We start from the raw sequence: 26,349 nt of genomic DNA, 5'->3' as shown, positions 1-26,349 counted from the left end.
CTGTGTTTCTTCAAATTTTCGTTTTTGGATATATGCTTGAGCATGGATAATTTCTTTCTGAAGTTCTTTTAATTCTTTTGTAGATCCAGATTCAATCCTCATGTACGTAGTAACTAGACTAATCATCATATCCATCTTCTCTACTATATTTTGAATGACCTGTTCAGATTGCTCTTTTTTAGGGTGTTGTATTGCTATTAAAGCATTTTCTATATAATTGTTCTTTCGTTGCTGGATATCATAAATAAACTGTTTTGTGTTTGAGTTCATTTGTTATTCCTCCGTTTTGGATATACTTCTATTCTATCATATTTGAATGGAAAATATTAGATTACCCTAAATTCACACCTGTCTCGTACATCTCCTCAAATATACAACCTAATCTCTTAACGTACAGGGGTCCTGTCCCATCGCTATCAAGCTAAGAAAATACAACTCCCCCCACAATGACCTTTTTAGAAAACTATGCAACAGAGCCTTTATAGTAAGAGTATCTTGTTGGGAATGATGAAAAAATCTATATTGTAATATAAAAAATCACTATGATATGAAAGGATACCTTACAACAATCCCAATAAATTCTTCTCAATAATTGAAAATAAAATCAATCCAGATTATTATATTGTTATTGTAAATTTATTTTATTGAAGGAGGATACATAGATGAAAAGCTCAAAAGGCTCTATTGAATCAGAGATAAGCAAAGCAATTACTCATTGGGAAAAGGACTACTTAGGACGCGGTTCTATATCCGTTAAGACAGATATATTACGGGATATGATTATCGTAAATTTACAAGGTATTTTAACCCCGGCTGAATATACTGTTTGCGAAACAAAAGACGGCATGCTAACGATAAAGAAAAACCGTTCGGAGCTAGTTGAATCTGGAATTGATGATTTGAAAGAGATTATACTAGAATTAACTGGAGAGAAAGTGAAAAGCTTTCATACGGATATAAGCTCCCGTACAGGCGAACGAGTAATGATTTTTAAATTGCTTCATAATCTTGAGGAAAAATTTTAAAAATAAAACTTAAGGTTAGTGGAAGGATTAAGAAACCTACAAGTTTTGCACTTTATTTAACTTTATTAACACGCTAATAATTAAAAAACTTGAAGTTATTTAGGTATAATAAATCGTAATTCAAATAACTCTTAAAAAACTGATAAAGAAATTGACAAACTGCTTAATATGGTTTATCTTATAAGTGTTTTAAAAAATTGATAGATGCTTATTTTAACTGTTTGCTATAATTAAGGCTTTAGCATTTTTTTAATATGTAATATTGACTAAATGAAAAAGTTTTTTAATGAAAAGATAGCGTATAATATAAATTGATATATTGATTGCATAATCTAGGAGATCAGAAATATACTTTTCTTTTTAACAGGAGTAATACATACATTATTATCCTCTATAAAATGGGAGCTCTTCAAAAAACTTTATTGAAGTTAGTTGAAGGGAAACCGACAATCTCCATAATTCAATGATGATATAAAATCATTGAATTATGGAAGTTGTCGGTTTTTTTTATGGAAAAAACGATGCACTAAAAAGAGTAAGTGAAAATTGAAATTAAAAAAATCATCGTAATTAAAAGGAATTTTTACAGGTTATTTTCGTTTGGAAGGGAGTATTTTACATGTTAATTTCGCTGAGTTCATCAACACTGTTAACATTATTTTTTATGGCGCTTAGTGCTTCTTGGCTAAGTGGATTATTGTTTTTACATGCAAGGATGCCTTTACGTTTTGTTCATATCCATATTGGTATCGCTGCTTTGCCCTCATTGGTTTCTTTACTCGCACTTGTTAATCACAATGGAGATAGAGTTGTGGGGCCTTGGCATTTAGATACTTTAGCTTGGTTCATGGCTTTCTTTGTTCTTACAATTGGTTTAGTCATTCAGCGTTTTTCTATACGTTACTTACTGGGAGATCGCTCATATCGAAAATACTTTGCGCTTTTTACATTTACTACAGGTATATCTTCGGTTGCATGGTTAAGTGATGATCTTCGTTTCATGATTATTTGTTGGGGAGCAACTCTTATAGGATTGGTTCTACTCATAGGGCTAAATAAAGGGTGGAAAGTAGTTAGCGAAGCAACAAAAATTTCTAGTTATTTATTTACAATAAGCTGGATTGCTTTGCTAGCAGCTATCATTTGGCTTTTTCAAGTTACTGGACAGTGGCAGTTAACATTAGTTTTAACGAATGAAAATGTAGCTCAATTTGGAACGTTGGAGAAAACAGGAATTAACTTATTGATTATAGTAGCTGTGATGATTCCAGCAGCACAATGGCCTTTCCAAAGATGGTTAATTGAGTCAGCTGTTGCTCCAACTCCTGTTTCTGCTATTATGCATGCGGGGTTAGTAAATGCTGGCGGTATCATGTTAACTAGGTTTTCACCTCTTTTCCATGATGATATTGCACAAATCATTTTACTAATTTTCTCTAGTATTTCTGTCTTAATCGGAACAGGAATTAGCCTAGTTCAAGTTGATTATAAACGTCAGCTAGTGGGGTCAACTATTGCACAAATGGGGTTTATGCTTATTCAATGCGCATTAGGAGCCTATTTAGCGGCTGTTATACATTTAATTTTACATGGTTTGTTTAAAGCGACACTGTTTTTACAAGCTGGTTCTTCCGTACAACGTTTTGGGGCAGTGAAGCAGTCTAATGAAGAGATATCTAATTTATGGATTATGGTCGGACGTGTTTTCGGATTATTTATAGCGATTGCTTTTTGGTTTACGACTTCTGGAGAAGGGTATGAATTAGTTAGTGCGTTCATCTTAGGATGGTCATTATACGTTTCATGGAAACAACTTGTTGTTTTTGGAGAGGGCAGAATAGGAAGAATTGTTGGCCTATTTATTTTAGCTGGATTTTCTCTCATTTACTTTACCGTTCATAATTCTCTTTATAAATGGTTGCATACTGACATGTATCAAAATGTTCAACCTTCAGCTCCGGCCGTTATTTTTGTTATATGTCTCTTATTATTTGGTAGTGCTATTAGTACTCTCGTTACTCGTAATCAATCCTCTACAATATTTGCTGTAATGTATCTTTGGTTCGTTCGAGTGGGTGAGGCGAGAAAAAAGTCAGTAGAAAGTCATCCAAGCTATCTTAAACATTATGTATCAAAGGGAGATAATCAGTGATGAGCATACCGTCAATCGTAACGAAAGAAACTTTAAAAAAGAAAGAGACAAACATTGAAGTACAAGAAAATAATATGAATGATTTAGTTGAATCTGCTAGCCGAGTGATTGCACCACTTTGGCCGATTGCTACATTTGCAGCTCATCACCCTTGGATGGGACTTGAAAAACAATCATTTGAACAAGTTGCAGATTGGTTAAAAGAAATTCGTAATGTGGATATATATCCTAGTGCTGCTATGATTCATTTGGCAAAGGCAAAAGGAGAGATTGAAGAATCATTTTTACAAAATGGCTTGTCTCGTTGGCTTGATTCACAATCTTTTCATATCCCGCGAAAGAAAGCGGAGCAGTTTTGCCAAGCAGCTTTAAAATTAGAGAAATTACCTTCTAGCCTATTATCATCGCCACAATTAAATAAACTGGCAGAAGAAATGAGTTATATAAATACAGGAAGTATGAAAGACTCTCCTATGCAACCTGTAAGTTCACTTATAGAGAATCAAAAGGGTGAAAACCTATCTGATATTCTTAATTATCATATCATTAAATGGTGTAAATTATATTTGGATGACTCCGGATCAAGTTGGACGATGCCAAATCGAGAGAAAGGTTTGTATCGCGCATGGCATCACCTTATTAAATTTGATCCAGCGCTCAGTAAAAATGAGCGTAGTGTTTTAAAAGATTGGCCAGAGGATGCCGAGGTAGCTTTAACAAGAGCTTTATCTGAATTAGGAATTTCTGAATCTAACAAGCAAGCTTACCTTGAAGGGCACTTGCTTGCTTTGCCTGGGTGGGCAGGAATGATACTATGGCGTTCCCAACAATCAATTCAGGAACAGGAACTTATGATTGAATATTTAGCAGTTCGAATTTCTATGGAGCTGGCCATTGTCAAACCTTATTTACCTACAAAAAATCAAAAGGCTGAGAAGAAAGTTGCGATTGTCCCACTTATAGCTTCTTGGATCTATTGGGGGAATATTTCAACTCTGGAATGGTCACAAATGTCTGCAGCTGAACAAAGCGAATTATTAGCATTTGCATATCGTTTTGATGAAAATATTCGCAGGAAACTTTGGCTAGAAGCTTGGGAACAGACGCATGCAGAGCAATTAAGGGAGAAGATTGTTTCTAAGCAACGTGCAACTAATGATAAAAAACGTGTATTAGCTCAATTAGCATTTTGTATTGATGTACGTTCAGAACCGTTTCGTCGCCACCTAGAAAAATTAGGTCCGTTCGAAACGTTTGGAATAGCTGGTTTCTTTGGGTTACCAATTGCGACTAGTGAACTAGGTAGTAATGACAGTCATCCTTCTTTGCCAGTTATATTAAAACCGAAACATCAAATAAAAGAGCTCACGGATGAAAATGAATATAAACCTTATCAACAACGTAAGAAGATAGACAGCTCAGTAAGTTATACGTTTAAAACGATGAAACAAAATGTACTTACAAGTATGTTACTACCTGAGATAAGTGGCCCTTTACTTGGTCTACAAATGATGACAAGAAGTTTTGTGCCAAGAAGAGTAGGTAGTTTCATTCGTAACCTTCGCAAAACAATGTTACAAAAACCTGATACGACATTCTCACTTAATCATGTTCATGATACAAAATGTGAGATACCTATCGGTTTTACTAAAGAAGAAAAAGTGAACTATGTGCGTCAAGCTTTAAAAATGGTGGGATTAACAGAAAAATTCGCGCCTTTAGTTGTAATGTGCGGACATAGTAGTCAAAGTACGAACAACCCTTATGCTGCAGCGCTTGAGTGTGGTGCTTGTGGCGGAGCAGCAGGGGGATTCAATGCAAGAGTTTTTGCTACTTTATGTAATCTTCCAGAAGTCAGAGAGGCTTTGTCTGCTGAAGGCATTAAAATTCCGGAGGACACCATTTTTGCAGCAGCTGAACATAAAACAACAGTGGATGAATTGGAATGGATTTACGTCCCAGAACTTTCGGAAACTGCGCAAGAAGCATTTGATCGTATTGAGTCGGTTATGCCAAGTGTGAGCCAACATGCAAATAGAGAGCGTTTAACACAATTACCTAATTTTAAAACGAAAATAAAAAATCCGAGTAAAGAGGCACATCGATTTGCAGAAGATTGGAGTGAAATACGTCCGGAATGGGGATTAGCCCGTAATGCATCTTTTATTATCGGAAAACGAGAATTAACTCAGGATTGTGACTTGGAAGGAAGGGCTTTCCTTCATAATTATGATTGGAAACGGGATGGAAGTGGAGATATATTAGCTAGCATCATTGCAGGGCCAGGAACAGTAGCTCAGTGGATAAATTTACAATATTACGCTTCAACTGTAGCTCCTCATTATTATGGTAGTGGAAACAAAACAACCCAAACCGTAACGGCAGGTCTCGGTGTTATGCAAGGAAATGCAAGTGACTTGTTGCCAGGCTTACCTTGGCAATCCGTTATGCAGTCAGATAGTGAGACGTATCATTCACCACTTCGTTTACTAATTGTAATTCAAGCGCCTATTGAATATATAGAACGTTTGCTAAATAATGATTTTACATTTCGAGAAAAATTTCAAAATGGATGGGTCAGACTTGCAAGTATTGATCCAGAAGGACAATGGAAAAACTGGTAACAATCATGTAATGAATAATCAACTATCGTTACTAGTTTAAAAGTTTCATAAATACAATAATGAAGAAGGAGTGCTCCATATGAATTCAAAGAATAAAAAAGTATTATTATTAACAGACATTGAACACGGAATAGAGCCGATTATCCAACAAGTAACTAACATTCAACAAGAAAACGTGTTGACTATACACAGCTATGATTCTGTAATTGTACATCCTTATGGAGATATAATGAGATCTGTTATTATTGCTATTTATCAAGAAAAAGTTGAAGAAATTATTGTTGTCGGAATAGAGGATAAAGAAACTGATATAGTTAATCTACAAATTCAACGTGATTCCATAAAAAATAACAGAGAAATAGACTATCTCTTTAAAAATTGCATGCCTGAATTTTCAAGTGGTAGCCTGAATGCATGGCTAAGTGGACAAGAAAATGTTAGTGAAAATATTGAGAAGAGTATAGATATGATTCGTCATCATCCGTTAGTACCTTCTGATATTAAAGTTCATGGTTTCATGATTGATAGAACAGGTGAAAAAGAAACGGTTGTTAAAATTGCTACTAATAAAATAGTTGAAAAAGTTAATTAATCTATTAAAGACAAATAAATTCTTATGTATAAATTACTGTTATATAATAAAATTTAATATGTTTTAAGAATTAGAAGGGATAGTTATGCAAAAAAAAATTATTGTTATGTTTCAAAAAGATTTTCGTGTATATGATAACCCAGCTTTATTTGAGGCTGTTCAGTCTGGTGAGTTTCTTCCGGTATATGTACAAGATGAAACTTTTTCAATAGGAAGTGCATCAAAGTGGTGGTTACACCATGCTATAATAGATGTCCAAAAGCAACTTGAGGCATTGGGATCTACTTTAATAATTCGCAAAGGAAATACACTGGAAGAAATACTTTCTCTCATAGAACAATTAGGTATAACGGCTGTATATTGGAATATTTGTTATGATCCGGACAGATTACAATCTAATCAAAAAATGAAAATAATGTTAGAAGGTAAAGGTATTATCTGTAAGGAATTTAATTCGCATTTATTATTAGAACCGTGGATTATTAAAAAGAAAGATAACACTGAATATAAGGTGTTTACGCCTTTTTACAATGCATTTCAAAAGCAGGAAATACCTAAGCCTATTAGTAAAGTGCAGCGTATAAAGGGAGGAAACTCTTTACCAGCAAGCTTATCTGTTTCAGAATTACATTTGCTGCCGACTATACGGTGGACATCTCATATTGAATCAATATGGGAGCCTACAGAAGAAGGGGCATACAAAGCATGTAAGAAATTTTTCTCTAGCAAATTAGCCTCTTATAGTGAAGGAAGAGACTTTCCAAATGAAAATGCTCATTCGATGTTGGCACCATATCTTTCATTTGGCCAAATATCAGTGAGGTGGATGTATCATTACTTAATCAATAAAAGTACCGAAAGACAATGTAGTCTTTTTGAAAAACAAGTGAATAGTTTTATCCGTCAATTGATTTGGCGAGAGTTTTCTTATTATTTGCTATATCATTATCCATTTACAGTATATAAACCTCTTAATAAGAGCTTTGAACATTTTCCATGGAATAATGAAGAGGAGTTATTAACAGTATGGCAGAAGGGTGAAACTGGTTATCCGTTTATTGATGCGGGAATGCGGGAACTATGGCAAACAGGTTTTATGCATAATCGAGCAAGAATGGCTGTAGCCTCTTTTCTTGTAAAGCATTTGTTAATTCCGTGGCAAGAAGGAGCAAAATGGTTTATGGATACACTACTAGATGCTAATATTGCAAATAATACAATGGGATGGCAATGGGTTGCTGGAAGTGGGGCAGATGCATCACCGTACTTTCGTATTTTTAATCCCATCACACAAGGACAAAAGTTTGATAAAGATGGGGAGTATATAAGAAGATGGGTACCAGAATTAAGAGATATGCCTAATAAATATATACATAAACCTTGGGAAGCACCTGAGCATATTTTACAAAAGGCCAATATTAAGCTTGGTCATACATATCCTTTGCCAATTGTTGATCATAAGGCAGCGCGTGAGAGAGCACTTTATGCATATAAAAGTATGAAAGAGTTCGTATAAAATAGGTTAAACAATATGTATTTGAAATTTAAATATTAGAATGTTACCCATTAAAGGGACAGAATAATCATATAGAGTTTCTATAATCTACTAGTAAAAAGGAGAATGTTTATGAAAAAATCTAGTATTATAGTATTTTTACTAACATATGGTTTGTTTTATGTTTCTAGTATTTTATTTCCTATTGATCGTATGTGGTACGATGCACTAGAAAAGCCGTCTTGGACACCTTCTGGTATGACAATCGGAATAGTTTGGGCTGTATTATATGGACTTATTGCATTCTCAGTTGCAATTATTTACAACAAATATGGTCGTAAGCCAAAAACATTTTGGTTTGTATTCCTTTTAAATTACATGTGCAATCAAGCGTTCAGCTACTTTCAATTCAGTCAAAAAAATTTATTTTTAGCAACAGTAGATTGTTTACTAGTCGCTATTACTACGTTACTTCTCATAGTGGTTTCTTCCAAATTATCTAAAGTATCGACATGGTTGCTAATTCCATATTTTTTATGGTCTGCATTTGCTACATATTTATCTTGGACCATTTATAGTATAAATTAAAGAAGTAAATGAAAACTTGAGCATAATAAAAATGCTCGAGTTTTTATGTTTACTAATGAAAATCTAAAATATAGAATATATACATCTTAGGGAGGTCATCTTTGTGAAGAAATGGATAAAAATTACGCTGTACTCTTTACTAGGTATTTTACTTATAGGAAGTATTAGTTTTTTTGTTTGGTCTCAGTTTACTTATAAACCGACGAAAGAGGCTTTATCGTTAGTAGAGGATAAAAAAGATGAAGAGAATATAGTTTTTGGAGAGAAAGATGGTAAAATAGGGGTTATTTTTTATCAAGGAGCTAAAGTAGAAGCTGAGGCTTATAGTTACTTAGGGGAAGCCCTCGCAAAAGATGGACATTTTGTAGTGATGCCTAAGTTGCCATTAAATTTAGCGATATTTGGAATCAATGCAGTAGACAGTGTAATAGAACAGTATCCTGAAGTTCAGAAGTGGTATGTTGCGGGGCATTCAATGGGGGGAGCTATGATTTCTAAGTATGCTTTTCAACATGAAGACAAGATAGACGGGATCATTTTCTTAGGTTCGTATCCTGCAGATGACTTCTCTACGAAATCGATTCCGATGTTATCAATTTATGGGGAAGTAGATGCTTTAGCAACAGTAGAAAAAATAGAGAACAATAAAAAGTTCATGTCAAAGAATACAACTATGCACATGATAAAAGGCGGAAATCATGCTCATTTTGGCATGTACGGTGAGCAAAAAGGTGATAATGCAAGCTTAATTACGCCAAAAGCACAACAAGATGAAACAGTGAAAGTAATTGAAGAATGGTTGTTAAAACAATGATAATGAATGTAATAAATCTACCGAAAGAATTCTCCAAGCGGTAGATAGGAGCGATAATAAAGAGCCAACTCGTACGAATTGGCTCTTTTATTTATTTGCTATCTCCAATTGTCCCCTTATTTTTTCTGGAATGTCCTTTTCAGAAATAACGTCGTAAGAATAGACATACTTTCCTTTCACATGAATTTTTAAGTAAGTTTTTCTTCTAAAATCATTAAGCGTGTTCGTTCCAACTTTATATTCTTTTTCATTGCTTAATTCATCAACACCTTTTAGTGAGTACATAGCTCTTCCTTTATGATGATAATCTGGAACACCATATCCTTTCGCAACGGCATATACATTTTTTTCTTCAGCAATCGGATTAAATCTGTCTAAATCTCCGCGTAATATGAAAGGTAGTAAGTATATAGGGAGGCCTATTCCTAGTATGCAAATTACAAATTTCTTCATGATCGTTTCTCCTTTTGTCTATTTACATTTTTGAGTATAGAAAAAAGTTCTTATGAATATAGAGGGAAATTCTTTAAGTTTTTCTTAATAAAGTTTAACTTTGTGAAAAAAACTAATTTGAGCATTAAGTTTACGAAATGAATAGCCAAATAACCTGTTTTCTTTATTTGTTGATGGTAGGTTATTAGGTTTTATATTGGTATGAGTGAATTAAGAAATAAGTGAGATTTAGGAAATAGAATGAATTTATCTTACAGTAATAAGAGAATTACCTAAATAAATGATAGTGAGAACAATTAAAGAAAGCATCTAGTGGGGTGCTTTTTTCTTTTGAAACAGAGAATCTCATGGGTCGGTTACATGTAATTTCGTGCTGTGCTTCTAGGTCATTGGAAAATCCAACAATAAAAAAAGAGGGGGAAGGCGTTTTTTATTGAAGTTTGTTAATGATAGATTTTTAACTTGAGAGGAGGATTGTAAAATAGATTATTAATCTCTTTGGTAATTTTTATTTTCCTTATAGTTGGCATATTGTATTAGAAATTTTAAATTTTGAAGGGAGAATCAATAAGTATGGGTAAGAAAAGAAGAATAAGTAATAAGTTATTACTTATCAGTGCAATTTTTACAATAGCAATTCCCTCAGTCTCATATGCGGAGGAAGTAATTTCACCTGAAAATTTTAAGAGCTCTTCAAATTTGTATAAGGGACGGAATACGGAAATTTTGAAAACAAATTTATATCCTAATACATATAATAATCCATTTAACCACCAATTTATTTCAAAATTAAAGGAAGTAAACACAAATATAAAAAAAATAGACAATAGTGATGATGAAAATCCTATTATATCTACTACTCTTTCATTTATTCGCCATATGAATAGTGAAGATTATAAATCTGCATTTGATTTAACCTCAAGGTCATTACAGAAAATAATATCCGAAGAATGGTTGAAGAGCTATTGGGAGGGACTTCCAGTTCAATTACAAGCAGGTTCTTTTATAGAAATTGGAGAGGTTACACAAAAAGAGACAAATCCTGTTCATACAAATGTGGAGATTCAATTAGTTTTTGAAAAAATGACTGTACCTTTACTAATTAAACTAGATCCATCTGGAAAAATAGACGATTTTCAACTAAGCATGTCGTTTAGTCCTGTTGCTGAGCGTCCATCATATAGTAAGCCTGAATCATTTGTTGATAAAGAAGTAGTAGTTGGAAGTGGTGCATTTCCATTACCAGGAACATTGTCGGTTCCAAAAGGAAATGGTCCTTTTCCAGCGGTTATTCTTGTTCAAGGATCAGGAGCAACTGATCAGGATGAAACAGCGTTTGCTTTAAAACCATTTCGCGATTTAGCTGAAGGTCTTGCATCGAAGGGAATTGCTGTCCTTCGCTATAATAAACGAACGTATGAACATGGGTTGAAAACACAATTCAGTCCCTTCTATACAGTTGATAAAGAGACAACAGATGATGCTCTTCTTGTAACTCAATTTCTTAAAAATGAGCCTCTAATAAATAAGAATCAAATATATATTCTTGGTCATAGTCAAGGTGGAATGATGCTTCCGAAAATGATTGAAAAAGACCAAAATCAAAATATTGCTGGGGCAATTGTAATGGGTGGGCCAGCTCGTACGATTCAAGACGTTGTTTTAGATCAATTTGAGTATCTTTTTTCTATTGGAGCAATGAACCAGGAGCAATATAAATTCTACAAATCGCAATTTGAATTATTAAAGGATCCAAATTTCTCTGGTCAGAATCCTTCAAAAGATTTTTACTTAGGATCAGCAGTATTTTGGGATTCTATTCGGAAAATTAAAGCAGCAGAAATGTCAAAAGAACAAAAGACACCGCTTCTTATTATTCAAGGGGAAAGAGACTATCAAGTTCAATCAAAAATCGAAATTCCTCTTTGGAAAGAACAATTAAAAGAACGAGATAACGTTGATTATCAGCTATATCCAAAGTTAAATCATTTCTTTACAGAAGGGGATGGAGAAATAAGTAAACCGGATGAATATTATAGTGCTGCTAATATTCCTGAGTATGTTATAAATGATATTGCTGCTTGGGTGCAAGGAAGATCGCAATTAAATTAGCAACTATATGTTTTAATAAAGACTTTCTTTCTGTAATCAAACTAGAAACATTATTAGGTTATATGTTTTTTAGCACTCTTTTAAAAAGAGTGTTTTTTTATTTTCCTTTGATTTAATTAACGAAAAAAAATATCTTATACTCCTTTTGTAACTTTTTTAAATAGAAATTTTCTATAAAATAATGGACTTGTCTTCCAAACAAAGCGTTATTTGTAACCCTGTTATCAAAGCAAAGTGCTCGTGACATTTCTTTGATATTCAAAAACAGTAATAACCTATTGTGTGAAGTTTTTTGAAAATTTAGGTTTAACATCTTTAAAATAGGTGTATTACATATTACATAACAACTAAATAAGAAAATAAAAAATCTAAGGGAGGAAAAATACAATGCATAAGAATGAAAGAAAACCGGTGGTTCATGAATATGAAAATGAACAGGAAGTAGTTATGAAAGTAAAAGAGCTAGAATTGCAAGGGATTCGCCAAGATGACATTTACGTTTTAACACATGAAACACATCTAACAAAAAAGATTGCGGATGATACAAACACAAATACGATTGGAGTAAAAGAACAAGGATTGGGTACAAGTATTATCAACTTTTTCTCCAAAAAAGGGGACGAACTCCGAAATCAAATGGAGGAAATGGGGTTGTCGAAGGAGGAAGCTAATTTATATGAAGAAAAATTAGATCAAGGGAGAATTTTACTTCTAGTAACAGCTGAAACACCAACGGCGAGTGATAGACAGCCGCAAAACTATCATTCTCTCTAATAGATTGCAACATCTGATAAATAGGTAAGTTAATTATTTTAGGTTGTAGTATGGAAGAAAATAAAAGTAGAGAAGGGTGAGAAAAATGAAACATACAATATTTAAATATGCTGTGATTGGGATTACGACCGGAGTCATGGTCTCCCTATTAAAAAAAGAAAATCGGAAAGCTATACAAACAAAAGGAAAAAGCGTAAAAGACAAACTACAAGAAGGAAACATAAAGGAAACATTAGAGAAGGTAACTGAGACAAGTAAACAATTCTCTGTAACTGCAGCTAATGTTGCAAAACAAACATTACCACAACTGCTTACAGCCACACCGGTTGTCATTTCTACTATTAAAGATTTAACAGAAAACGAAAATAACAAAAAGAAAAAAGATGAAAAGGATAACGAAATAAATCAAAATAGTAAGGACATAGACGGAGAAAAAACGAAAAATGAAAAGAAATATATGAAAGAAGGGAAAGAAGAGAGTGCTTAGATTTAATTCTAAAAAGAGAAAGTGAGGAAAAAAGTATGAAATCTCTGTATGCAATTGATGTAGGAATTGGTTTTACTAAGCGGGCATATCGACAGGATGTAGATTCTGAGGTGACGATTAAGAGTGAAGCTTCCACACTAGCCCCTGTACCTAATCATGCTGAAAGTGAAGATTTAACAAAGGTAAGTTTTATAGACTTAGACTTTGCATACTACATGGGAAATGAAGCACATCAATCTGACGCTTCATTTCTTCCTCCATTTGAAGAAGAAATAGAAAATTATTATGAAAGCGAACAGTTTAAACAACAAATATTTGGTTGCATTGCAAAGGATTATAAAGAAAATGTCGTGTTACCTTTAGTTGTGACCGGGCTTCCCGTTACTTATTTTGGTAGTCAGCATGAGCAATTACAAAATGTATTAAAAAAAGAAACTTCCGTGCAAATTGATGGGAAATTTATTAATATTACGGTGGAAAATGTTTTGATTCTTCAGCAACCGGTTGCTTTACATGCCTATTTCTTAAAAGAGGGAATCATTCAGGAACAAGATCGTATCTTAATTATTGATGGTGGATTTCGTACATTAGAAATGACAGATATGAAACAGAATGTCATTTTAAATCATTATGAGACGGAACTAGGATGTAGCAAGCCTTTGAAAAATATTAAGAATATCCTGCAGAATCATGCAGGGGAAAGTGATGACTTGCATATTAACGACATGCCAAAAATATTAGAAAAAGGATATGGAGGTCGAGAAGAAAATCATCAGACAAGTCAGGTTAATACTTTGATTCAAGAAGAGTTGGATACACACTTCCAAGACGTTATGCGTGTATTACAAGAACAATTTAAGTTAGACCAGTATGACACTATTATTTGGACAGGAGGAATAGTAGACATCCACAAAAAACGAATTGAAAAAATGCAAGGTGAAATTTCTTCTTTCCGTATGGTAGACGCTTCGAAAGAGGCAGCACTTCATGGATACTATATGATTGGAAGTCAAGTATTTGATGACATCACCAATCAATCTGCATATGAATCCAAATTATAATAACGACCGAAATGGAGTTCGTTGAATAGACGTGCCAAATTATGTGGCTTCTTTTCCACATATAAATAAGAAAAGATACAAAGTGCTTGTATAGAGGAAAAGTTTAAAATTTAGAATGAAAATAACTAATATATAGGAGGTCTTCCTTGTAACAGAAGAAGACCTCCTATGCCATTTAGTTTGTAATTTAGAGGATCTAAAAACTTTTCCTCCAAGATATGAATACCTACATATAAATTTCATATTACGGATATTATTCGATGAAACATAAAACTATTCAGAAAGGAAGAATAATATGGAATGCATAAAAATGCCGAAATGGGATTGGTATCATGTGAAAACTAGTGAACTTGAAAAACTTTCTTCTATAATCCCTCGTGATGTAACATCTTATTTCTCTCAATTTGTAAAAAAAATAAGTTCTCCTTGTGAAAATGGATTATATGTTTATACGTTATCACCAAGTCAAACTTGTGTATATGGTTCGTTTTTATATGATCAAGATAAAAAGGACGCCAAAATTCAAAAATTTCTTCATTATTTCGTAGCTCATGGAATACTGATAACGGTCCAGGAAAAAGAGGAAGAGGATTTCCAAAAATTAATACATAATTTCCCTATGGGTATAAAAAAATGTAATAGTTCCGCTGAAGGATTATGTGCTATCTTATCAATATTTATATCTCACTATTTACGAAAGGTTGACTATTTTGAAAACAATTTCAGAAATGTGTTATGGGATTTTTATCATCATAATAACATAGCAGTTTTAGAAAGAATTTATCATATTCGTCATGAATTATTTATGAACACACATGTGTTTCGCTTAATACAAGAAGTGTTGCAAGGCTTGGAGGAAGCTTGGTTAGAAAACCTAACAAACACCCTTTGTTATAAACAAACACACGTAAAATTAGAGCGTGGATTACAACTTGTTAAAGAGTACCAAGAAGAATTAGACACGATGATTCATTTACAAGAAGTTGTTTCTTCTCATCGTGGGAATGAAATTATGAAAGCTCTTACTGTATTAACTGCTGTAAGTACGCCTTTGACGGCCTTAGGAGCATTGTGGGGGATGAATTTTAAATACATGCCTGAACTGGAATGGAAATATAGCTATTTAATCGCTCTCTTATTTATCATTTTCACAACAGGGGGGATGTATTTGTATATGCGAGTCAAAGGATGGACAGGTGATTTATTACGAGTAAAGAAAAAGAAATCTTTTTTTAAATCTAATTAATCCTGTTTATAAAAAATATGATAGATATTAACCTAGATATATGGTTAGTAATATTTATTAATGGGGGTAGTGCCATATCCCCATCAAGTTAAAATTTTGATGTCCCCGCAATGATAAAAATGGTGAATATTTATATGAAAGATTAGAGCTCTCCTACACGAAGGAGGGCTCTAATCTTTGTTTGAAAACTATATTATATAAATGGGCAGACACATCATCTGAAATTTGTCCGGATTCAATTTAGAATATGACAAAAGAGAACTTGCGTTAGAAAACAAGCTCTCTTTAAAAGAAATAACGCAATTGAGATACTTATATAGTAACAATTGTTTTCTTCTAATTCTATATGTCTTATGTTGAGAAATAAATTATAAGTGGCTTGATAAAGCTAAAACGAATTATTGACATAATATTTTGACGATAATATAATAAATCTCGAATTCAAGATAACTTGTAAAGGATTGGTAATTAGGAACGTGAGTAACGATGAGAGCTTATCTTTAAAGTTATTTGTTATATTATCAAGGGCAGTACAGTCAATCACTAAGCGTATTGAAGAGGATATAAAAAGTTATAGACTTAATCCAACTGAATTTGCAGTGCTTGAGCTACTATACAGTAAAGGCGATCAGCCTATAAAAAATTGGAGACAAAATATTATTTGCAAGTAGTAGTATCACGTATACGTCAATTACTTTAGAAGGTATTGAATTGATGGATACTATTTTTCCACAGCATAAAGAGGGGATTCGGCAAATATTTGATAGTTTGGACTATATGGAGAAGAAATGATAATTAAAGAGTTGAAAAAGTTAGGATGTTACACACGGAAATTGTAAGTTTTTAGAGGTTATTTCTGTTTAGTAATATCCTAATTAAATATAAATTAAATAAATAGGAGGAAAAATTAATAAATAGTAGTAAATTTGTTGTAATACAAAATAAAAAAATTATGTAATTGCAATTAGTGTAGTAGGTAATAAAGTTGTTATGTTAACGTATACATATTGTCCTTTTCATTATAAATCTTTCATAAAGCGGAGAGTGGGTATCAAGAATGGAATTACGTCATTTAGAGTATTTTATTCAAGTTTGTAATAATAATAGTTTTACTAAAGCTGCGGAAGTTCTAGGTATTTCACAGCCGACTTTAAGTCAGCAAATACGTGTGTTAGAAGGTGAACTTGATACACCCTTGTTTCATCGAGTTGGAAGAGGTATCAAAATGACAGAAGCGGGTAAGCTGCTATTTGATAAAGGAAAATTTATCATGCAACAATTTGATGACGTTTATAATGAAATTTTTGAATTAAAGGGTGTAAAAAGAGGTGTGATTACTATAGGAGGTTTATTAGAGGACCTCACTTATTTAACACCTTATATTATGAAGTTTCAACAACATTATCCCAACATTATAGTAAAAATTATAGAATCCGAAGTTGCTGTAAATCAAATCGTTGACAAAAATATTGATTTAGGGATCACACGTAGTGCTCAAATTCCAGACACATTAACAAGCACCCTTTTGTATAGCGAAGAGCTCGTCCTTGTAATTCCAAAAAAACATCCTTTGAATGAAAAATCATTTGTTTCTTTTCGAGAATTAGCAGGGCTGAGTAGAATAATGGTTTCATGTAGTTGTCGTGAATCTATTAAGATATATTCTGAGAGTTTAGGGTTATCTTTATCTGAAGCAAATATAGAAACAAAATCTTCTATTTCTCTATTGAGCCTTGTATATAATGGACATGGCGTTGCCATAATACCTCTTTCACTAGTTGACTTTGTTAATAATGATAATTTGAGTATAGTTCGTATTATTGATCCGACACCAAGTCAAGATATTAATCTTATTCACTTTGATGATAAATTTTTAAGTTTTGCAGCACGTATCTTTATGCAAAAGTTAAATGATCCTGAAAAAGTATCAGTATAATAGAAATAATAATGATTCTAGTGTAAAATTTGAAAAAATCTATAAGTCTTGAGGTGAAACCTATATTAAAGTCAAAGGGCAGTGGCTTTATATGTGTGGTGTGATCGATTCAAATGGGAATCCCATTGATCTTTACTTAAGGGAAAAGGACAGACTTTGCCTGGAGAGAAGGCTGTAAAAAACAAGTCAAGTTAATCTATCAACTCTTCGGTCTTCTCGCATAGTAATAGATTCAATTAGGGATATACAATGCTACTTCAAATCTACATATCCTTATTGTAGAAAGAAACCCACCGGCATTATACCGGTGGGTTTGACTTAGAAAGCAAAACAAGTACAACCAATACCCCATTTAGTTCCATCTTTTCCTATTACAGTATGAGTGTGTTGATGGAGAGGGTTACTGCAACTATGTAACTTGTGATCATGGGCATCGTGAGAAAGTATAGTGTGGGCTAGGTTAGCACCACCATAACCATAAACTCCCGTCGGTGACCAATCAGGTGATGCTGGCGGCAATTCAGGTGATAAATTTTTAAATTCATCATTTCCATAAACAACCTGCCCACCCATAATGGTGAGTAATGATTCAAGGTCTTTGATTTCTTCTTCTGGCACAGTAAAGTAGTCAGCAGACAATACAGCAATATCAGCAAACTGACCTACTGTAAGGGTTCCCTTTTTACCTTCATCACCAGAGAACCACGCACTTCCTTTTGAATATAATTCCAGGGCTATTTTTCTATCAAGTTTATTTTTTTCATCGTATATCGAAAGACCACCAATGGTTTTTCCGGCAACCATCCAGTAAAGAGCGACCCAAGGGTTATAGCTGGAAACCCTAGTTGCATCACTACCAGCGCCAACAGGTATACCTAGGTCTAACATACGATAAATTGGAGGAGTACGCTTTGCAGCTTCCTTTCCGTATAAATCAACAAAGTATTCACCTTGAAAAGCCATGCGGTCTTGGATGGCAATACCGCCATTTAAAGCCTTAACACGTTCCATACTACGATCTGAGATTGTTTCTGCATGGTCAAACCACCATCGTAGACCATTAAAAGGAATTTCTTTGTTGACTTCCTCAAATACATTTAAGAAACGTGTGATTGACTCGTCATAAGTTGCATGTAAACGGAATGGCCAACGGTTTTCCACCAATAAAGAAATTACTTTCTTTAAGTCAGCTTCCATCATCGTAGCTAGTTCAGGCCGTGGCATTTGAAATTTTTCAAAATCAGCTGCCGAGAATACTAACATTTCTCCGGCACCATTCATTTTATACTTATCAGTTCCTTGACCGGGAGAAACAATTTTTGCCCATGAAGCAAAGTCTTCATATTCATGATTAGGATTTTGCGTAAATAGATTATAAGCAATGCGCAAAGTTAATTGTTCTTTCTCGGCTAAATGTTCAACAACTTTGTAGTCATCAGGGTAATTTTGGAAACCACCACCTGCGTCAATGGCACTTGTAATACCTAATCTATTTAATTCGCGCATAAAATGGCGAGTTGAATTAATCTGGTCGTCAAAATTAAGTATTGGAGCTTTACCCAGACTTGAATAAAGAATAGAAGCGTTAGGATTTGCAATTAAAAGGCCCGTTGGATTACCTCGTTTATCCCGCTCAATTAAGCAGCCTGGAGGGTCTGGGGTATCTTTTGTGTATCCCAGTGCACGCAGCCCAGCACGATTTACAAGTGCTCTATCGTAAAGATGTAGCACAAAGACAGGTGTGTCTTCAGAAACAGCATTAATCTCTTCCAAAGTTGGCAACCGTCTCTCTTTAAATTGAAATTCAGACCAACCTCCAACTACTCTTACCCACTGAGGAGCAGGTGTACGCCTTGCCTGTTCTTTGAGCATTTCGAGAGCAATGGCAAGTGAAGGCACACCTTCCCATCGTAATTCCATATTATAATGAAGACCGCCACGAATAACGTGTATATGAGAGTCATTCAGGCCCGGAATAGCTCTCTTTCTTTTAAGGTCTATTTTTTTTGTTTTTTCTGTGGCACTATCAAGAAGCTCATCTCCACCTACTGCAGTTATTAAACCATCAGTTATGGCGATAGCAGACACCTCAGGTTGAGAGGGATCAAGGGTAGTAATTTTTCCGTTATATAAGATCATATCCGGTAAATTCATATTCACACCTCGTCTACTTCCTATTATTTTGTAACCATGGATGAAATAATTTACCGAAAATCGGCATAACTACCCATGATAGCAAGGACACTATACATACAGAAACGAAAAAAGCGGACATAATAGGATTCATATGTTTTATAATAGGTCCTATCAATTTAGGAACTAACATGCTAAGAGGCCATACACCCAGAAGGGTAACGATAGACATTTTCCATTTTGGCGGTGGAACTGGCGTTTTCGGAGTAACAAACCAATAGGCCAAACTGCTTTCAGTTTTGTAACTCGGATTAGTAACTTGAAATTGTTCTGCCGTTTTTAACAAATCTCGGCGAACATCTGATTCTTGCCAAGCACGTAGATGCTCATACGTATCAAAGCGAAAAATAACAGTATACTCTCTGGATGCATTATTAGGGACTATTAGATTTACACCTAAATGCCCTGGGAATTTAGTAGCGGCAGCTTCGATTTCACGTCTCCATGTTTCAAACTGTTTTTCTTTACCTTGTTGAATTTTCCATGTAACAATCGTTGTTACTGGATCAGCAGCATCCATCGTGTTCTCTGTATAAGTCTCCTCGACAGCTACTCCTTCTTGTTTCATATTTTCCTGCTTGGAAGCGCACCATGCACCATAGTATATGCGTATTCTACGCCTTGACCATAAGCACCAGTGTGTTCTTTTACAATCTCCATTACCGCATCATAAGTGTCTTTGTGTGCCCAGTCACGTTGATATTCAAGTAAAACTTGAATTGCTGTTACTGGAATTGCACCAGCTTGTTCTACACGACGCATAGCAGCGTTATGTGCTGTCAAACTAGTACCACCTGAAGCATCATCAACTGCATACACCTCATAGCCAGCTTTAATTGCTTCAAGCACAGGGAATGCAAGGCAAACTTCAGTCCAAAGTGCTGCAAATATTAATTTCTTTCTACCTGTTGCTTTAACTGCTTCAACAAATTTTGGATCTTCCCAAGAGTTCATTGAACTGCGTTCTATAATTTCATGGTTTGGGAATATGTCAAGAATTTGCGGCCAAAAATAACCAGAAAAGCTGCGTGTCTCAACTGTAGTAAGAATAGTAGGTACGTTAAAAGTTTTTGCTGATTTAGCAAGTAGCATAACGTTATTAATCAATGTTTGTCTATCAATACTTGCAACTCCAAAAGTCATTTGAGGCTGAAAATCAATCAAGATTAAAGCGCTGTTCTCCGGATTTAATAATTCTAAATTACTCATAATAAAACGCTCCTTTTTTATTATTTAAGATTAAATTTAGAAAGTAATGTATTTTCTGTCAATATAAGCTGTAATCGTAAAAATAAAAGCTTTACTATACTTTTTAATTTAAAAGAGAGTGCTGACTTAATCAGCACTAAATTTATACTATCCATTTTTTTGAAAGTGATTTAAAGCTATTTCTTTGAAATACATTTATGCATTTTGTTTACTAAGGTCTCGTTGAGCTCCTAAATAGCTTCCAATTATATTTTGATAGCCGGGAAGATTACTAGCAAGTAAATTGCCAAAACCTTCAACATCGTTTCGCCAATCGCGTTGTAATTCGCAAGCTACGCTAAACCAGTTCATAAGTTGTACGCCATTATGTGCCATACGCGTATTGGCAGCATCTGCAACTTGTTTGCTGAAAGTTCCTGAAGCATCAGTAACAGCAAATACTTCATATCCAGCTTTTATAGCAGAAAGTGCCGGGAAAGCAACACAAACGTCCGTAACTACGCCCGCGATGATAAGTTGTTTTTTTCCAGTTTCTTCGATTGCTTTTACAAAATCATCATTATCCCATGCGTTAATTTGTCCAGGTCGAGCTATTTTTTGTGCGTGAGGAAAGAGATCAACCAATTCTTGCATTAAAGGTCCATTAGGTCCGTTTTCAAAGCTAGTTGTTAAAATAACTGGTAAATCAAAAAACTTAGCAGTGTGAGCAAGAGCTAAAACATTGTTCTTAAATTCATCAACACCATAGTCACGTACTAGTCCGGACATAAGACCAGTTTGATGATCTACTAAAAGCACGACAGCATCATCTTTGTTAATACGAGAATAGAGATCAGTCATTATGTATTCCTCCTAAAAATTAAGTAATCTAAGAAAGTTTAAATAGTCAAATATTATCATGATTTTCTTCGTTTGTTACGATTAGTTTGTAACTAAGCTGAACGATAATATTAGTTATAACAGCATTCACAGAATATGAAGCGCTATACAAATTTATAGTATTTGAAAACCGATTCATTAATCAATTCTAAATTATCTATAATTCGGATAGATGGTAACTATAGTTATTTTCACCATAAAATTGATTGGTTTTACCTATACATTCTATAGATAGAACGATATTGATAGTTACCTATTTTTGTTATTAGAATTGAATAGGAGGAATGTTCAGCAATTATTTCATGATGAAAAAACTATTAAATGGGGAATTGTTCCATGCTTAGAGTTAACAACATAAACACGCATAAATAGGTTACGAGATTCATCCGGATTATTGAAGAAAAGGATATATATTAAAATATTTTTTGGAGGTAGAAGAATGGCAAAGATTACTGTAGGAACCGAAAATCAAGCACCAATTGAGATATATTATGAGGATCATGGCATAGGAAAACCAGTTGTACTAATTCATGGTTGGCCGCTAAGTGGTCGATCTTGGGAATACCAAGTTCCCGCTCTTGTTGAGGCTGGGTACAGAGTTATAACATATGATCGTCGAGGCTTTGGAAAATCATCTCAGCCGTGGGAAGGGTATGAATATGATACCTTTACTTCTGATTTACATCAACTATTAGAACATTTAGAGCTTCAAAATGTCACACTTGTTGGTTTTTCTATGGGTGGAGGCGAGGTAGCTCGGTATATTGGAAAATATGGAACTAATAGAGTAGAGAAGGCTGTATTTGCAGGGGCTGTACCACCATTCCTTTACAAGTCAGCAGATCATCCTGAGGGTGTATTAGATGATGAAGCAATTCAAGGATTTGAAAATGGAGTAAAAAGTGATCGCCTAGCATTCCTTGATGAGTTTACGAAAGGATTTTTTGCTGCTGGAGATCGAACTGACTTAGTTAGTGAACCATTTCGACTTTACAATAGGGATATCGCTGCGGGTGCATCACCTAAAGGAACACTAGATTGTATCGCTGCTTTCAGCAAAACAGACTTCAGAGGCGATTTAGCCAAGGTTAATATACCTACCCTTGTTATTCATGGTGATTCAGATGCAACTGTACCATTTGAATATAGTGGGAAATTAACACATGAAGCAATTCCTAATTCTAAAGTAGTATTAATAAAGGGTGGTCCACATGGGCTAAATGCAACGCATGCCAAAGAATTTAATGAAGCACTCCTATCATTTTTAAAGGACTGATTACAACTATATAATTGTTAATTGATAAATTATAAACAAGTAAAAATAAAGCTTTATAAAAGATGCTCTTGGATAAATCCAGGAGCATCTTTTTAAATTAGGAGTAGTGCACCACGGTAATCTTCCATTATGAAATTTCTATTCATTTTTAAATATTGATATTGAGATGTTATCTTGAAAAATACTCATTAATTTCGAATTGAATAATCTTCTTAACAGCTAAAATGTATTGGTTAGAGTTTTTTTAGACCTCTTAGATGGATTGCTATATTACTATCAAGATAATATTTTGAATAATCCTCAAAACAAAGAAATGTTTTGTCAGAAAACAATAAAATCTTATTAATTTTTATAATTAGTTGAATTTTTTATAGAAATAATTCTCTTAATATATTAAAATAACATCGTATTATGTCAGATTTTAATTAGGGGAGAGAAATTTTATGTTGAAAAAAATCATTCCAGTTGCTTTAGCAATAAGTACAGTTACTTTTACTAGTGTATTTGCTGTGCCTTCAGCACAAGCAAGTACAGAACCAAACCGCTACATAGATGTGCAAATGCTCGGTATTAACGATTTTCATGGGCAGGTAGACACTGTAAAAAAAATTAACAATAAAGATGCAGGGGGAATTGAGTACTTAGGGGCTTATTTACGTGATCGTGAAAAACAAAATCCGAATACATTAAAGGTACATGCTGGCGATGTTGTTGGAGCAAGTACTCCTGTTTCAGCATTATTACAAGACGAACCTACGATTGAATTTCTAAATGATTTGAAATTCGATGTTGGAACTATAGGAAATCATGAATTTGATGAAGGTGTTGCGGAAATGAACCGCCTTATTTATGGTGGATACCATGAGAAAACAGGGAATTTTAAAGGAGCAAAATTCCCATATGTTGCTGCAAATTTATATAATAAATCCACCGGTCGTTTATTTTTACCACCATTCACTATAAAAAAGGTACAAGGAGTTCCTGTTGGATTTATCGGAGTCGTAACAACGGATGTTCCTAACCTTGTTATGCCTACTATGCTAAAGAATGTAGAAATTACAGATGAAGTTGAAGCTATTAACAAATCCGTAAAGCAATTAAAAAAACTAGGCGTTAAATCTATCGTTGTTCTTGCGCATAACGGAGGTACAACAGATGGGAACGGCGTAACAAATGGTGATATCGTCCGATTAGCAAATGAGACTGATCCAGAAGTCGATGTTATTTTTGGTGGGCATAGCCACACTTATGTAAATGGAACTGTTAATAATAAACTTGTCGTACAAGCAAATTCTTATGGTATGGCTTTTGCTGATGTTGATGTAAAGATTGATCGTAAGACACAAGATATTGTTGAGAAAAAAGCAGAAATTGTTACAACTTACCATGAAGGCATGGAGCCTGATAAAAAAATAAAGAAGAAGATGGAGAAATATCAAGCAAAAATCGCACCTCTTGTTAATGAAGTTGTAGGCAAGTCTATTGCTCCACTAGATCGCAAACTAAATACGGCTGGTGAATCTACTCTCGGAAATTTAGTTGCTGATGCCCAGCGTGCAACAATGCAATCCCAAATTGCTCTTATGAATCCTGGTGGTATTCGTAATGACTTAGATGCTGGTGATATTACATGGGGAGAGATATATGGTATTCAACCATTCGGAAATCAATTAATAAAAGTAAATTTAACAGGCCAAGACATTCGTGATATTTTAAATCAACAATGGCAAAAAGACATAACAAGAATGCTTCAAATTTCAGGGATCCAATACACTTGGGATGCGAACAAGCCTAATGGAGAAAAAGTAACAAGTATCCGCTTAACAGATGGAGAAGAAATTATTCCTTCTAAAACTTACAGCGTAGTTGCGAATGCATTTCTAGCTTCAGGTGGAGATGGATTTGTATCCTTTAAAAACGGTAAAGATGCTGAAACAGGACCAACTGATTTTGAAGCATTAGTAGATTATATAAAAAAATCAAAAGAACCAATTCAGTCTATTATTGATGGAAGAATTCAAAAAATAAATTAGGTTTTTATTAATCTCAAAAACAACTAGATTACCTGTGCGCTAAACCTTTTAGTGTGCAGGTAATCTATTTTTTGTGGGTTTGAAATAAAGTCTTACTGTGGACAAGGGGTATACCGTCTAGATGCAGAGTGCAGGGTTTATCATTCGTTGTCCAAAGGAAAAGGAAAATATAACTGGTTATGCGTATGAGCCTTAGCGTATTCGCTGTGTAGGAGATATTGCAAAAAATATATAAGGAAAAATTAACTTTAGAGGAATATATGAGGTAAGAAAGCCAAAGTGAATTGCAAATCTGTATTTTTGTTTAGGGAATAGTATTTTATAAAATAGTAGGGTACTTTATTTTAATAGATTCAAAAACTGCCTATCTAAAAATTTGATAGGCAGTTTTTTTCTTTTGGGCACAAAGTGAAATAATTTTATGATGTTCGCACATGTAGAAAATGTAATGTGTAAATATATCCGAAACACCAATCATTGCCCCTCATTATTAGCGATAGGATAGCTACTTAAGGACAAAAAAGAATGGGCTAACTTTTGTGCAAAATGTAATGGAGGCTCTACCGACTGGATATGAATATACATAATTAAGGGATTCATGTACAGCCAGTGATTATGTAAAGCACTTACAATGATTCCTTGTTGTACAATTGATTTCATAAATGCAGGAATTTCTTCTTGTAGAACAGCGATTTCGCCTAAATTTAATGCATTACCATTTGGATCCAACGATTCAAAACTTACTCCGACGGGCACTACAGAAGTACTCGGTTTTGCTTGAACAAGCACCCTAAAATCGCGGTGAAAAGACACTGAACAACCACCTTGATTTCTTTTACCTTTCCCTTTAAGTATTGTAGCAAATTGTTCACAAAGGAAATTAAAATTTTGCATAAATTCAATTCCTTTCTTGTACAAAATTATATAATTAGGGATTCGATTGAGGAGATACAGATAAACAATCTTTCTTTAGCATTCAAAAAACAGGCTGTGATTTTAATGTATCCAATGTTTATTTTAAAAGAAATACACGCGATATTACTTGGATATTCAGGATTTCATTGAAGATGATTCGTGTATCCGGGTTAATAAATTTATGATTCATGATAGTCCGTTCGAGATATTGTTATAAAAAATCGATAAAGTATGCAATTATACGCTATTAGTTTATGTAGGTTAGATAAATATGTGTCTAAATTTGAATGATAAAACTAGAAAACAACGTTGAGAAAATAACCAATAATAATTTATTTTCTATAAACAAGCACTGCTAAATAGTACTCTTTTTCGAAATAAGTCTTTCTTATATAAGTATATTGCTTTTAAATACAGGATTAAGTTTGAATACTAAAAAACGGGTTCTAAAATACCGTATCTATTCACGAAGAATCTAGTTGTTT

Annotated in this window: 24 protein-coding genes and 2 pseudogenes; 18 read left to right on the top strand and 8 right to left on the bottom strand. The window is 33.9% G+C overall.

The annotated features are described in order from the left end of the window. Positions 1-270 (bottom strand): hypothetical protein (locus tag RBB48_RS17805; RefSeq protein ID WP_306007918.1); only part of this gene is annotated, 270 nt, incomplete at its 3' end. Positions 271-662: 392 nt separating this feature from the next. On the opposite strand from RBB48_RS17805, the gene RBB48_RS17800 reads away from it, so the two are divergent. The 7 genes from RBB48_RS17800 (at position 663) to RBB48_RS17770 (ending at position 9,290) form a co-directional block, all read left to right on the top strand. Continuing rightward, the gene (locus RBB48_RS17800; protein WP_001968557.1) at positions 663-1,025 is read left to right on the top strand and encodes a Na-translocating system protein MpsC family protein; all 363 of its coding nucleotides are present in this window, start codon (positions 663-665) and stop codon (positions 1,023-1,025) included. 619 nt (positions 1,026-1,644) lie between these two features. Further along, positions 1,645-3,177 carry an NADH dehydrogenase subunit 5 gene (locus RBB48_RS17795; RefSeq protein ID WP_306007917.1) on the top strand — a complete coding sequence of 511 codons (1,533 nt, stop codon included), beginning with the start codon at positions 1,645-1,647 and terminating at the stop codon, positions 3,175-3,177. Next, the gene (locus tag RBB48_RS17790; protein ID WP_306007916.1) at positions 3,177-5,801 is read left to right on the top strand and encodes a DUF2309 domain-containing protein; all 2,625 of its coding nucleotides are present in this window, start codon (positions 3,177-3,179) and stop codon (positions 5,799-5,801) included. The genes RBB48_RS17795 and RBB48_RS17790 overlap by 1 nt, the downstream gene beginning before the upstream one ends. Positions 5,802-5,880: 79 nt before the next feature. Further along, positions 5,881-6,393 (top strand): carbonic anhydrase, encoded by a 513-nt coding sequence (locus RBB48_RS17785; RefSeq protein WP_088063912.1) that lies wholly within the window; start codon positions 5,881-5,883, stop codon positions 6,391-6,393. A gap of 85 nt (positions 6,394-6,478) precedes the next feature. Next, positions 6,479-7,909, top strand: coding sequence for a cryptochrome/photolyase family protein (locus tag RBB48_RS17780; RefSeq protein WP_306007915.1), 1,431 nt, complete (start codon positions 6,479-6,481; stop codon positions 7,907-7,909). Positions 7,910-8,020: 111 nt separating this feature from the next. After that, a complete protein-coding gene (locus RBB48_RS17775) occupies positions 8,021-8,476 on the top strand; it encodes a TspO/MBR family protein (RefSeq protein ID WP_306007914.1) in 456 nt (151 codons plus the stop codon). Between the two features lie 103 nt (positions 8,477-8,579). Then, complete coding sequence (locus RBB48_RS17770; RefSeq protein WP_060487311.1) at positions 8,580-9,290, top strand: alpha/beta hydrolase; 711 nt, start codon at positions 8,580-8,582, stop codon at positions 9,288-9,290. Positions 9,291-9,377: 87 nt separating this feature from the next. Here RBB48_RS17770 and RBB48_RS17765 read toward each other — a convergent pair whose 3' ends face one another. Next, the gene (locus RBB48_RS17765) at positions 9,378-9,743 is read right to left on the bottom strand and encodes a YxeA family protein (RefSeq protein ID WP_088063908.1); all 366 of its coding nucleotides are present in this window, start codon (positions 9,741-9,743) and stop codon (positions 9,378-9,380) included. A gap of 573 nt (positions 9,744-10,316) precedes the next feature. On the opposite strand from RBB48_RS17765, the gene RBB48_RS17760 reads away from it, so the two are divergent. Then, complete coding sequence (locus RBB48_RS17760; protein ID WP_142291771.1) at positions 10,317-11,855, top strand: alpha/beta hydrolase; 1,539 nt, start codon at positions 10,317-10,319, stop codon at positions 11,853-11,855. Positions 11,856-11,967: 112 nt separating this feature from the next. Here RBB48_RS17760 and RBB48_RS17755 read toward each other — a convergent pair whose 3' ends face one another. After that, positions 11,968-12,123, bottom strand: a complete 156-nt coding sequence (locus tag RBB48_RS17755) for an acyl dehydratase (protein ID WP_088063940.1) — start codon at positions 12,121-12,123, stop codon at positions 11,968-11,970. Between the two features lie 119 nt (positions 12,124-12,242). Here RBB48_RS17755 and RBB48_RS17750 point away from each other — a divergent pair, with 119 nt between their 5' ends. From RBB48_RS17750 to RBB48_RS17720, 7 genes and pseudogenes are all read left to right on the top strand, one after another. Next, positions 12,243-12,629: a YflT domain-containing protein gene (locus RBB48_RS17750; RefSeq protein ID WP_088063907.1), complete on the top strand. Its 387-nt coding sequence runs from the start codon at positions 12,243-12,245 to the stop codon at positions 12,627-12,629. An 85-nt stretch (positions 12,630-12,714) separates the two neighbouring features. Then, positions 12,715-13,116 (top strand): hypothetical protein, encoded by a 402-nt coding sequence (locus tag RBB48_RS17745; protein ID WP_061671948.1) that lies wholly within the window; start codon positions 12,715-12,717, stop codon positions 13,114-13,116. A 35-nt stretch (positions 13,117-13,151) separates the two neighbouring features. Beyond that, the gene (locus tag RBB48_RS17740) at positions 13,152-14,177 is read left to right on the top strand and encodes a ParM/StbA family protein (RefSeq protein ID WP_088063906.1); all 1,026 of its coding nucleotides are present in this window, start codon (positions 13,152-13,154) and stop codon (positions 14,175-14,177) included. Positions 14,178-14,472: 295 nt separating this feature from the next. Continuing rightward, a complete protein-coding gene (locus RBB48_RS17735) occupies positions 14,473-15,423 on the top strand; it encodes a magnesium transporter CorA family protein (protein WP_075308981.1) in 951 nt (316 codons plus the stop codon). 476 nt (positions 15,424-15,899) lie between these two features. Next, positions 15,900-16,262: pseudogene (locus tag RBB48_RS17730) on the top strand (MarR family winged helix-turn-helix transcriptional regulator). A gap of 218 nt (positions 16,263-16,480) precedes the next feature. Next, complete coding sequence (locus RBB48_RS17725; protein ID WP_088063904.1) at positions 16,481-17,359, top strand: LysR family transcriptional regulator; 879 nt, start codon at positions 16,481-16,483, stop codon at positions 17,357-17,359. Between the two features lie 64 nt (positions 17,360-17,423). Beyond that, positions 17,424-17,537, top strand: a complete 114-nt coding sequence (locus RBB48_RS17720; RefSeq protein ID WP_142291775.1) for a hypothetical protein — start codon at positions 17,424-17,426, stop codon at positions 17,535-17,537. Positions 17,538-17,677: 140 nt separating this feature from the next. Here the strand turns inward: RBB48_RS17720 and RBB48_RS17715 are convergent, their stop codons facing one another. The 4 genes from RBB48_RS17715 to ycaC form a co-directional block, all read right to left on the bottom strand. After that, the gene (locus tag RBB48_RS17715; protein ID WP_142293585.1) at positions 17,678-19,513 is read right to left on the bottom strand and encodes an amidohydrolase; all 1,836 of its coding nucleotides are present in this window, start codon (positions 19,511-19,513) and stop codon (positions 17,678-17,680) included. 13 nt (positions 19,514-19,526) lie between these two features. Further along, positions 19,527-20,120: an antibiotic biosynthesis monooxygenase gene (locus RBB48_RS17710; protein WP_306007913.1), complete on the bottom strand. Its 594-nt coding sequence runs from the start codon at positions 20,118-20,120 to the stop codon at positions 19,527-19,529. Then, positions 20,117-20,761: a hydrolase gene (locus RBB48_RS17705; RefSeq protein WP_000067162.1), complete on the bottom strand. Its 645-nt coding sequence runs from the start codon at positions 20,759-20,761 to the stop codon at positions 20,117-20,119. Before RBB48_RS17705 ends, RBB48_RS17710 begins: the two co-directional genes overlap by 4 nt. A 195-nt stretch (positions 20,762-20,956) precedes the next feature. Beyond that, complete coding sequence (ycaC, locus tag RBB48_RS17700; RefSeq protein ID WP_000131218.1) at positions 20,957-21,601, bottom strand: isochorismate family cysteine hydrolase YcaC; 645 nt, start codon at positions 21,599-21,601, stop codon at positions 20,957-20,959. 478 nt (positions 21,602-22,079) lie between these two features. Here ycaC and RBB48_RS17695 point away from each other — a divergent pair, with 478 nt between their 5' ends. The 3 genes and pseudogenes from RBB48_RS17695 to RBB48_RS17685 all read left to right on the top strand — a co-directional run. Next, positions 22,080-22,916, top strand: coding sequence for an alpha/beta fold hydrolase (locus tag RBB48_RS17695; RefSeq protein ID WP_088063900.1), 837 nt, complete (start codon positions 22,080-22,082; stop codon positions 22,914-22,916). A 443-nt stretch (positions 22,917-23,359) separates the two neighbouring features. After that, the gene (locus RBB48_RS17690) at positions 23,360-24,949 is read left to right on the top strand and encodes a bifunctional metallophosphatase/5'-nucleotidase (RefSeq protein WP_088063899.1); all 1,590 of its coding nucleotides are present in this window, start codon (positions 23,360-23,362) and stop codon (positions 24,947-24,949) included. Positions 24,950-25,079: 130 nt separating this feature from the next. Further along, positions 25,080-25,218: pseudogene (locus tag RBB48_RS17685) on the top strand (M15 family metallopeptidase); the annotation flags it as partial. A gap of 205 nt (positions 25,219-25,423) precedes the next feature. On the opposite strand, the gene RBB48_RS17680 reads toward RBB48_RS17685, so the two are convergent. Then, a complete protein-coding gene (locus tag RBB48_RS17680; RefSeq protein WP_088063898.1) occupies positions 25,424-25,843 on the bottom strand; it encodes a DUF1259 domain-containing protein in 420 nt (139 codons plus the stop codon). Positions 25,844-26,349: the final 506 nt, after the last annotated feature.

This window comes from Bacillus sp. MMSF_3353, assembly GCF_030733445.1.
Taxonomy (GTDB): domain Bacteria; phylum Bacillota; class Bacilli; order Bacillales; family Bacillaceae_G; genus Bacillus_A; species Bacillus_A wiedmannii.
The sequence above is the reverse complement of the archived record's forward strand: the minus strand, read 5'-3'. Positions and strand labels throughout refer to the sequence as shown.

Coding starts and splice junctions, on each gene's coding strand:
- RBB48_RS17745 (WP_061671948.1), top strand. CDS start 12,715: ATGAAACATACAATATTTAAATATGCTGTGATTGGGATTACGACCGGA.
- RBB48_RS17740 (WP_088063906.1), top strand. CDS start 13,152: ATGAAATCTCTGTATGCAATTGATGTAGGAATTGGTTTTACTAAGCGG.
- RBB48_RS17710 (WP_306007913.1), bottom strand. CDS start 20,120: ATGAAACAAGAAGGAGTAGCTGTCGAGGAGACTTATACAGAGAACACG.
- RBB48_RS17715 (WP_142293585.1), bottom strand. CDS start 19,513: ATGAATTTACCGGATATGATCTTATATAACGGAAAAATTACTACCCTT.
- RBB48_RS17775 (WP_306007914.1), top strand. CDS start 8,021: ATGAAAAAATCTAGTATTATAGTATTTTTACTAACATATGGTTTGTTT.
- RBB48_RS17690 (WP_088063899.1), top strand. CDS start 23,360: ATGTTGAAAAAAATCATTCCAGTTGCTTTAGCAATAAGTACAGTTACT.
- RBB48_RS17750 (WP_088063907.1), top strand. CDS start 12,243: ATGCATAAGAATGAAAGAAAACCGGTGGTTCATGAATATGAAAATGAA.
- RBB48_RS17705 (WP_000067162.1), bottom strand. CDS start 20,761: ATGAGTAATTTAGAATTATTAAATCCGGAGAACAGCGCTTTAATCTTG.
- RBB48_RS17735 (WP_075308981.1), top strand. CDS start 14,473: ATGGAATGCATAAAAATGCCGAAATGGGATTGGTATCATGTGAAAACT.
- RBB48_RS17725 (WP_088063904.1), top strand. CDS start 16,481: ATGGAATTACGTCATTTAGAGTATTTTATTCAAGTTTGTAATAATAAT.
- RBB48_RS17695 (WP_088063900.1), top strand. CDS start 22,080: ATGGCAAAGATTACTGTAGGAACCGAAAATCAAGCACCAATTGAGATA.
- RBB48_RS17680 (WP_088063898.1), bottom strand. CDS start 25,843: ATGCAAAATTTTAATTTCCTTTGTGAACAATTTGCTACAATACTTAAA.
- RBB48_RS17785 (WP_088063912.1), top strand. CDS start 5,881: ATGAATTCAAAGAATAAAAAAGTATTATTATTAACAGACATTGAACAC.
- RBB48_RS17760 (WP_142291771.1), top strand. CDS start 10,317: ATGGGTAAGAAAAGAAGAATAAGTAATAAGTTATTACTTATCAGTGCA.
- RBB48_RS17795 (WP_306007917.1), top strand. CDS start 1,645: ATGTTAATTTCGCTGAGTTCATCAACACTGTTAACATTATTTTTTATG.
- RBB48_RS17790 (WP_306007916.1), top strand. CDS start 3,177: ATGAGCATACCGTCAATCGTAACGAAAGAAACTTTAAAAAAGAAAGAG.
- RBB48_RS17780 (WP_306007915.1), top strand. CDS start 6,479: ATGCAAAAAAAAATTATTGTTATGTTTCAAAAAGATTTTCGTGTATAT.
- RBB48_RS17800 (WP_001968557.1), top strand. CDS start 663: ATGAAAAGCTCAAAAGGCTCTATTGAATCAGAGATAAGCAAAGCAATT.
- RBB48_RS17765 (WP_088063908.1), bottom strand. CDS start 9,743: ATGAAGAAATTTGTAATTTGCATACTAGGAATAGGCCTCCCTATATAC.
- ycaC (WP_000131218.1), bottom strand. CDS start 21,601: ATGACTGATCTCTATTCTCGTATTAACAAAGATGATGCTGTCGTGCTT.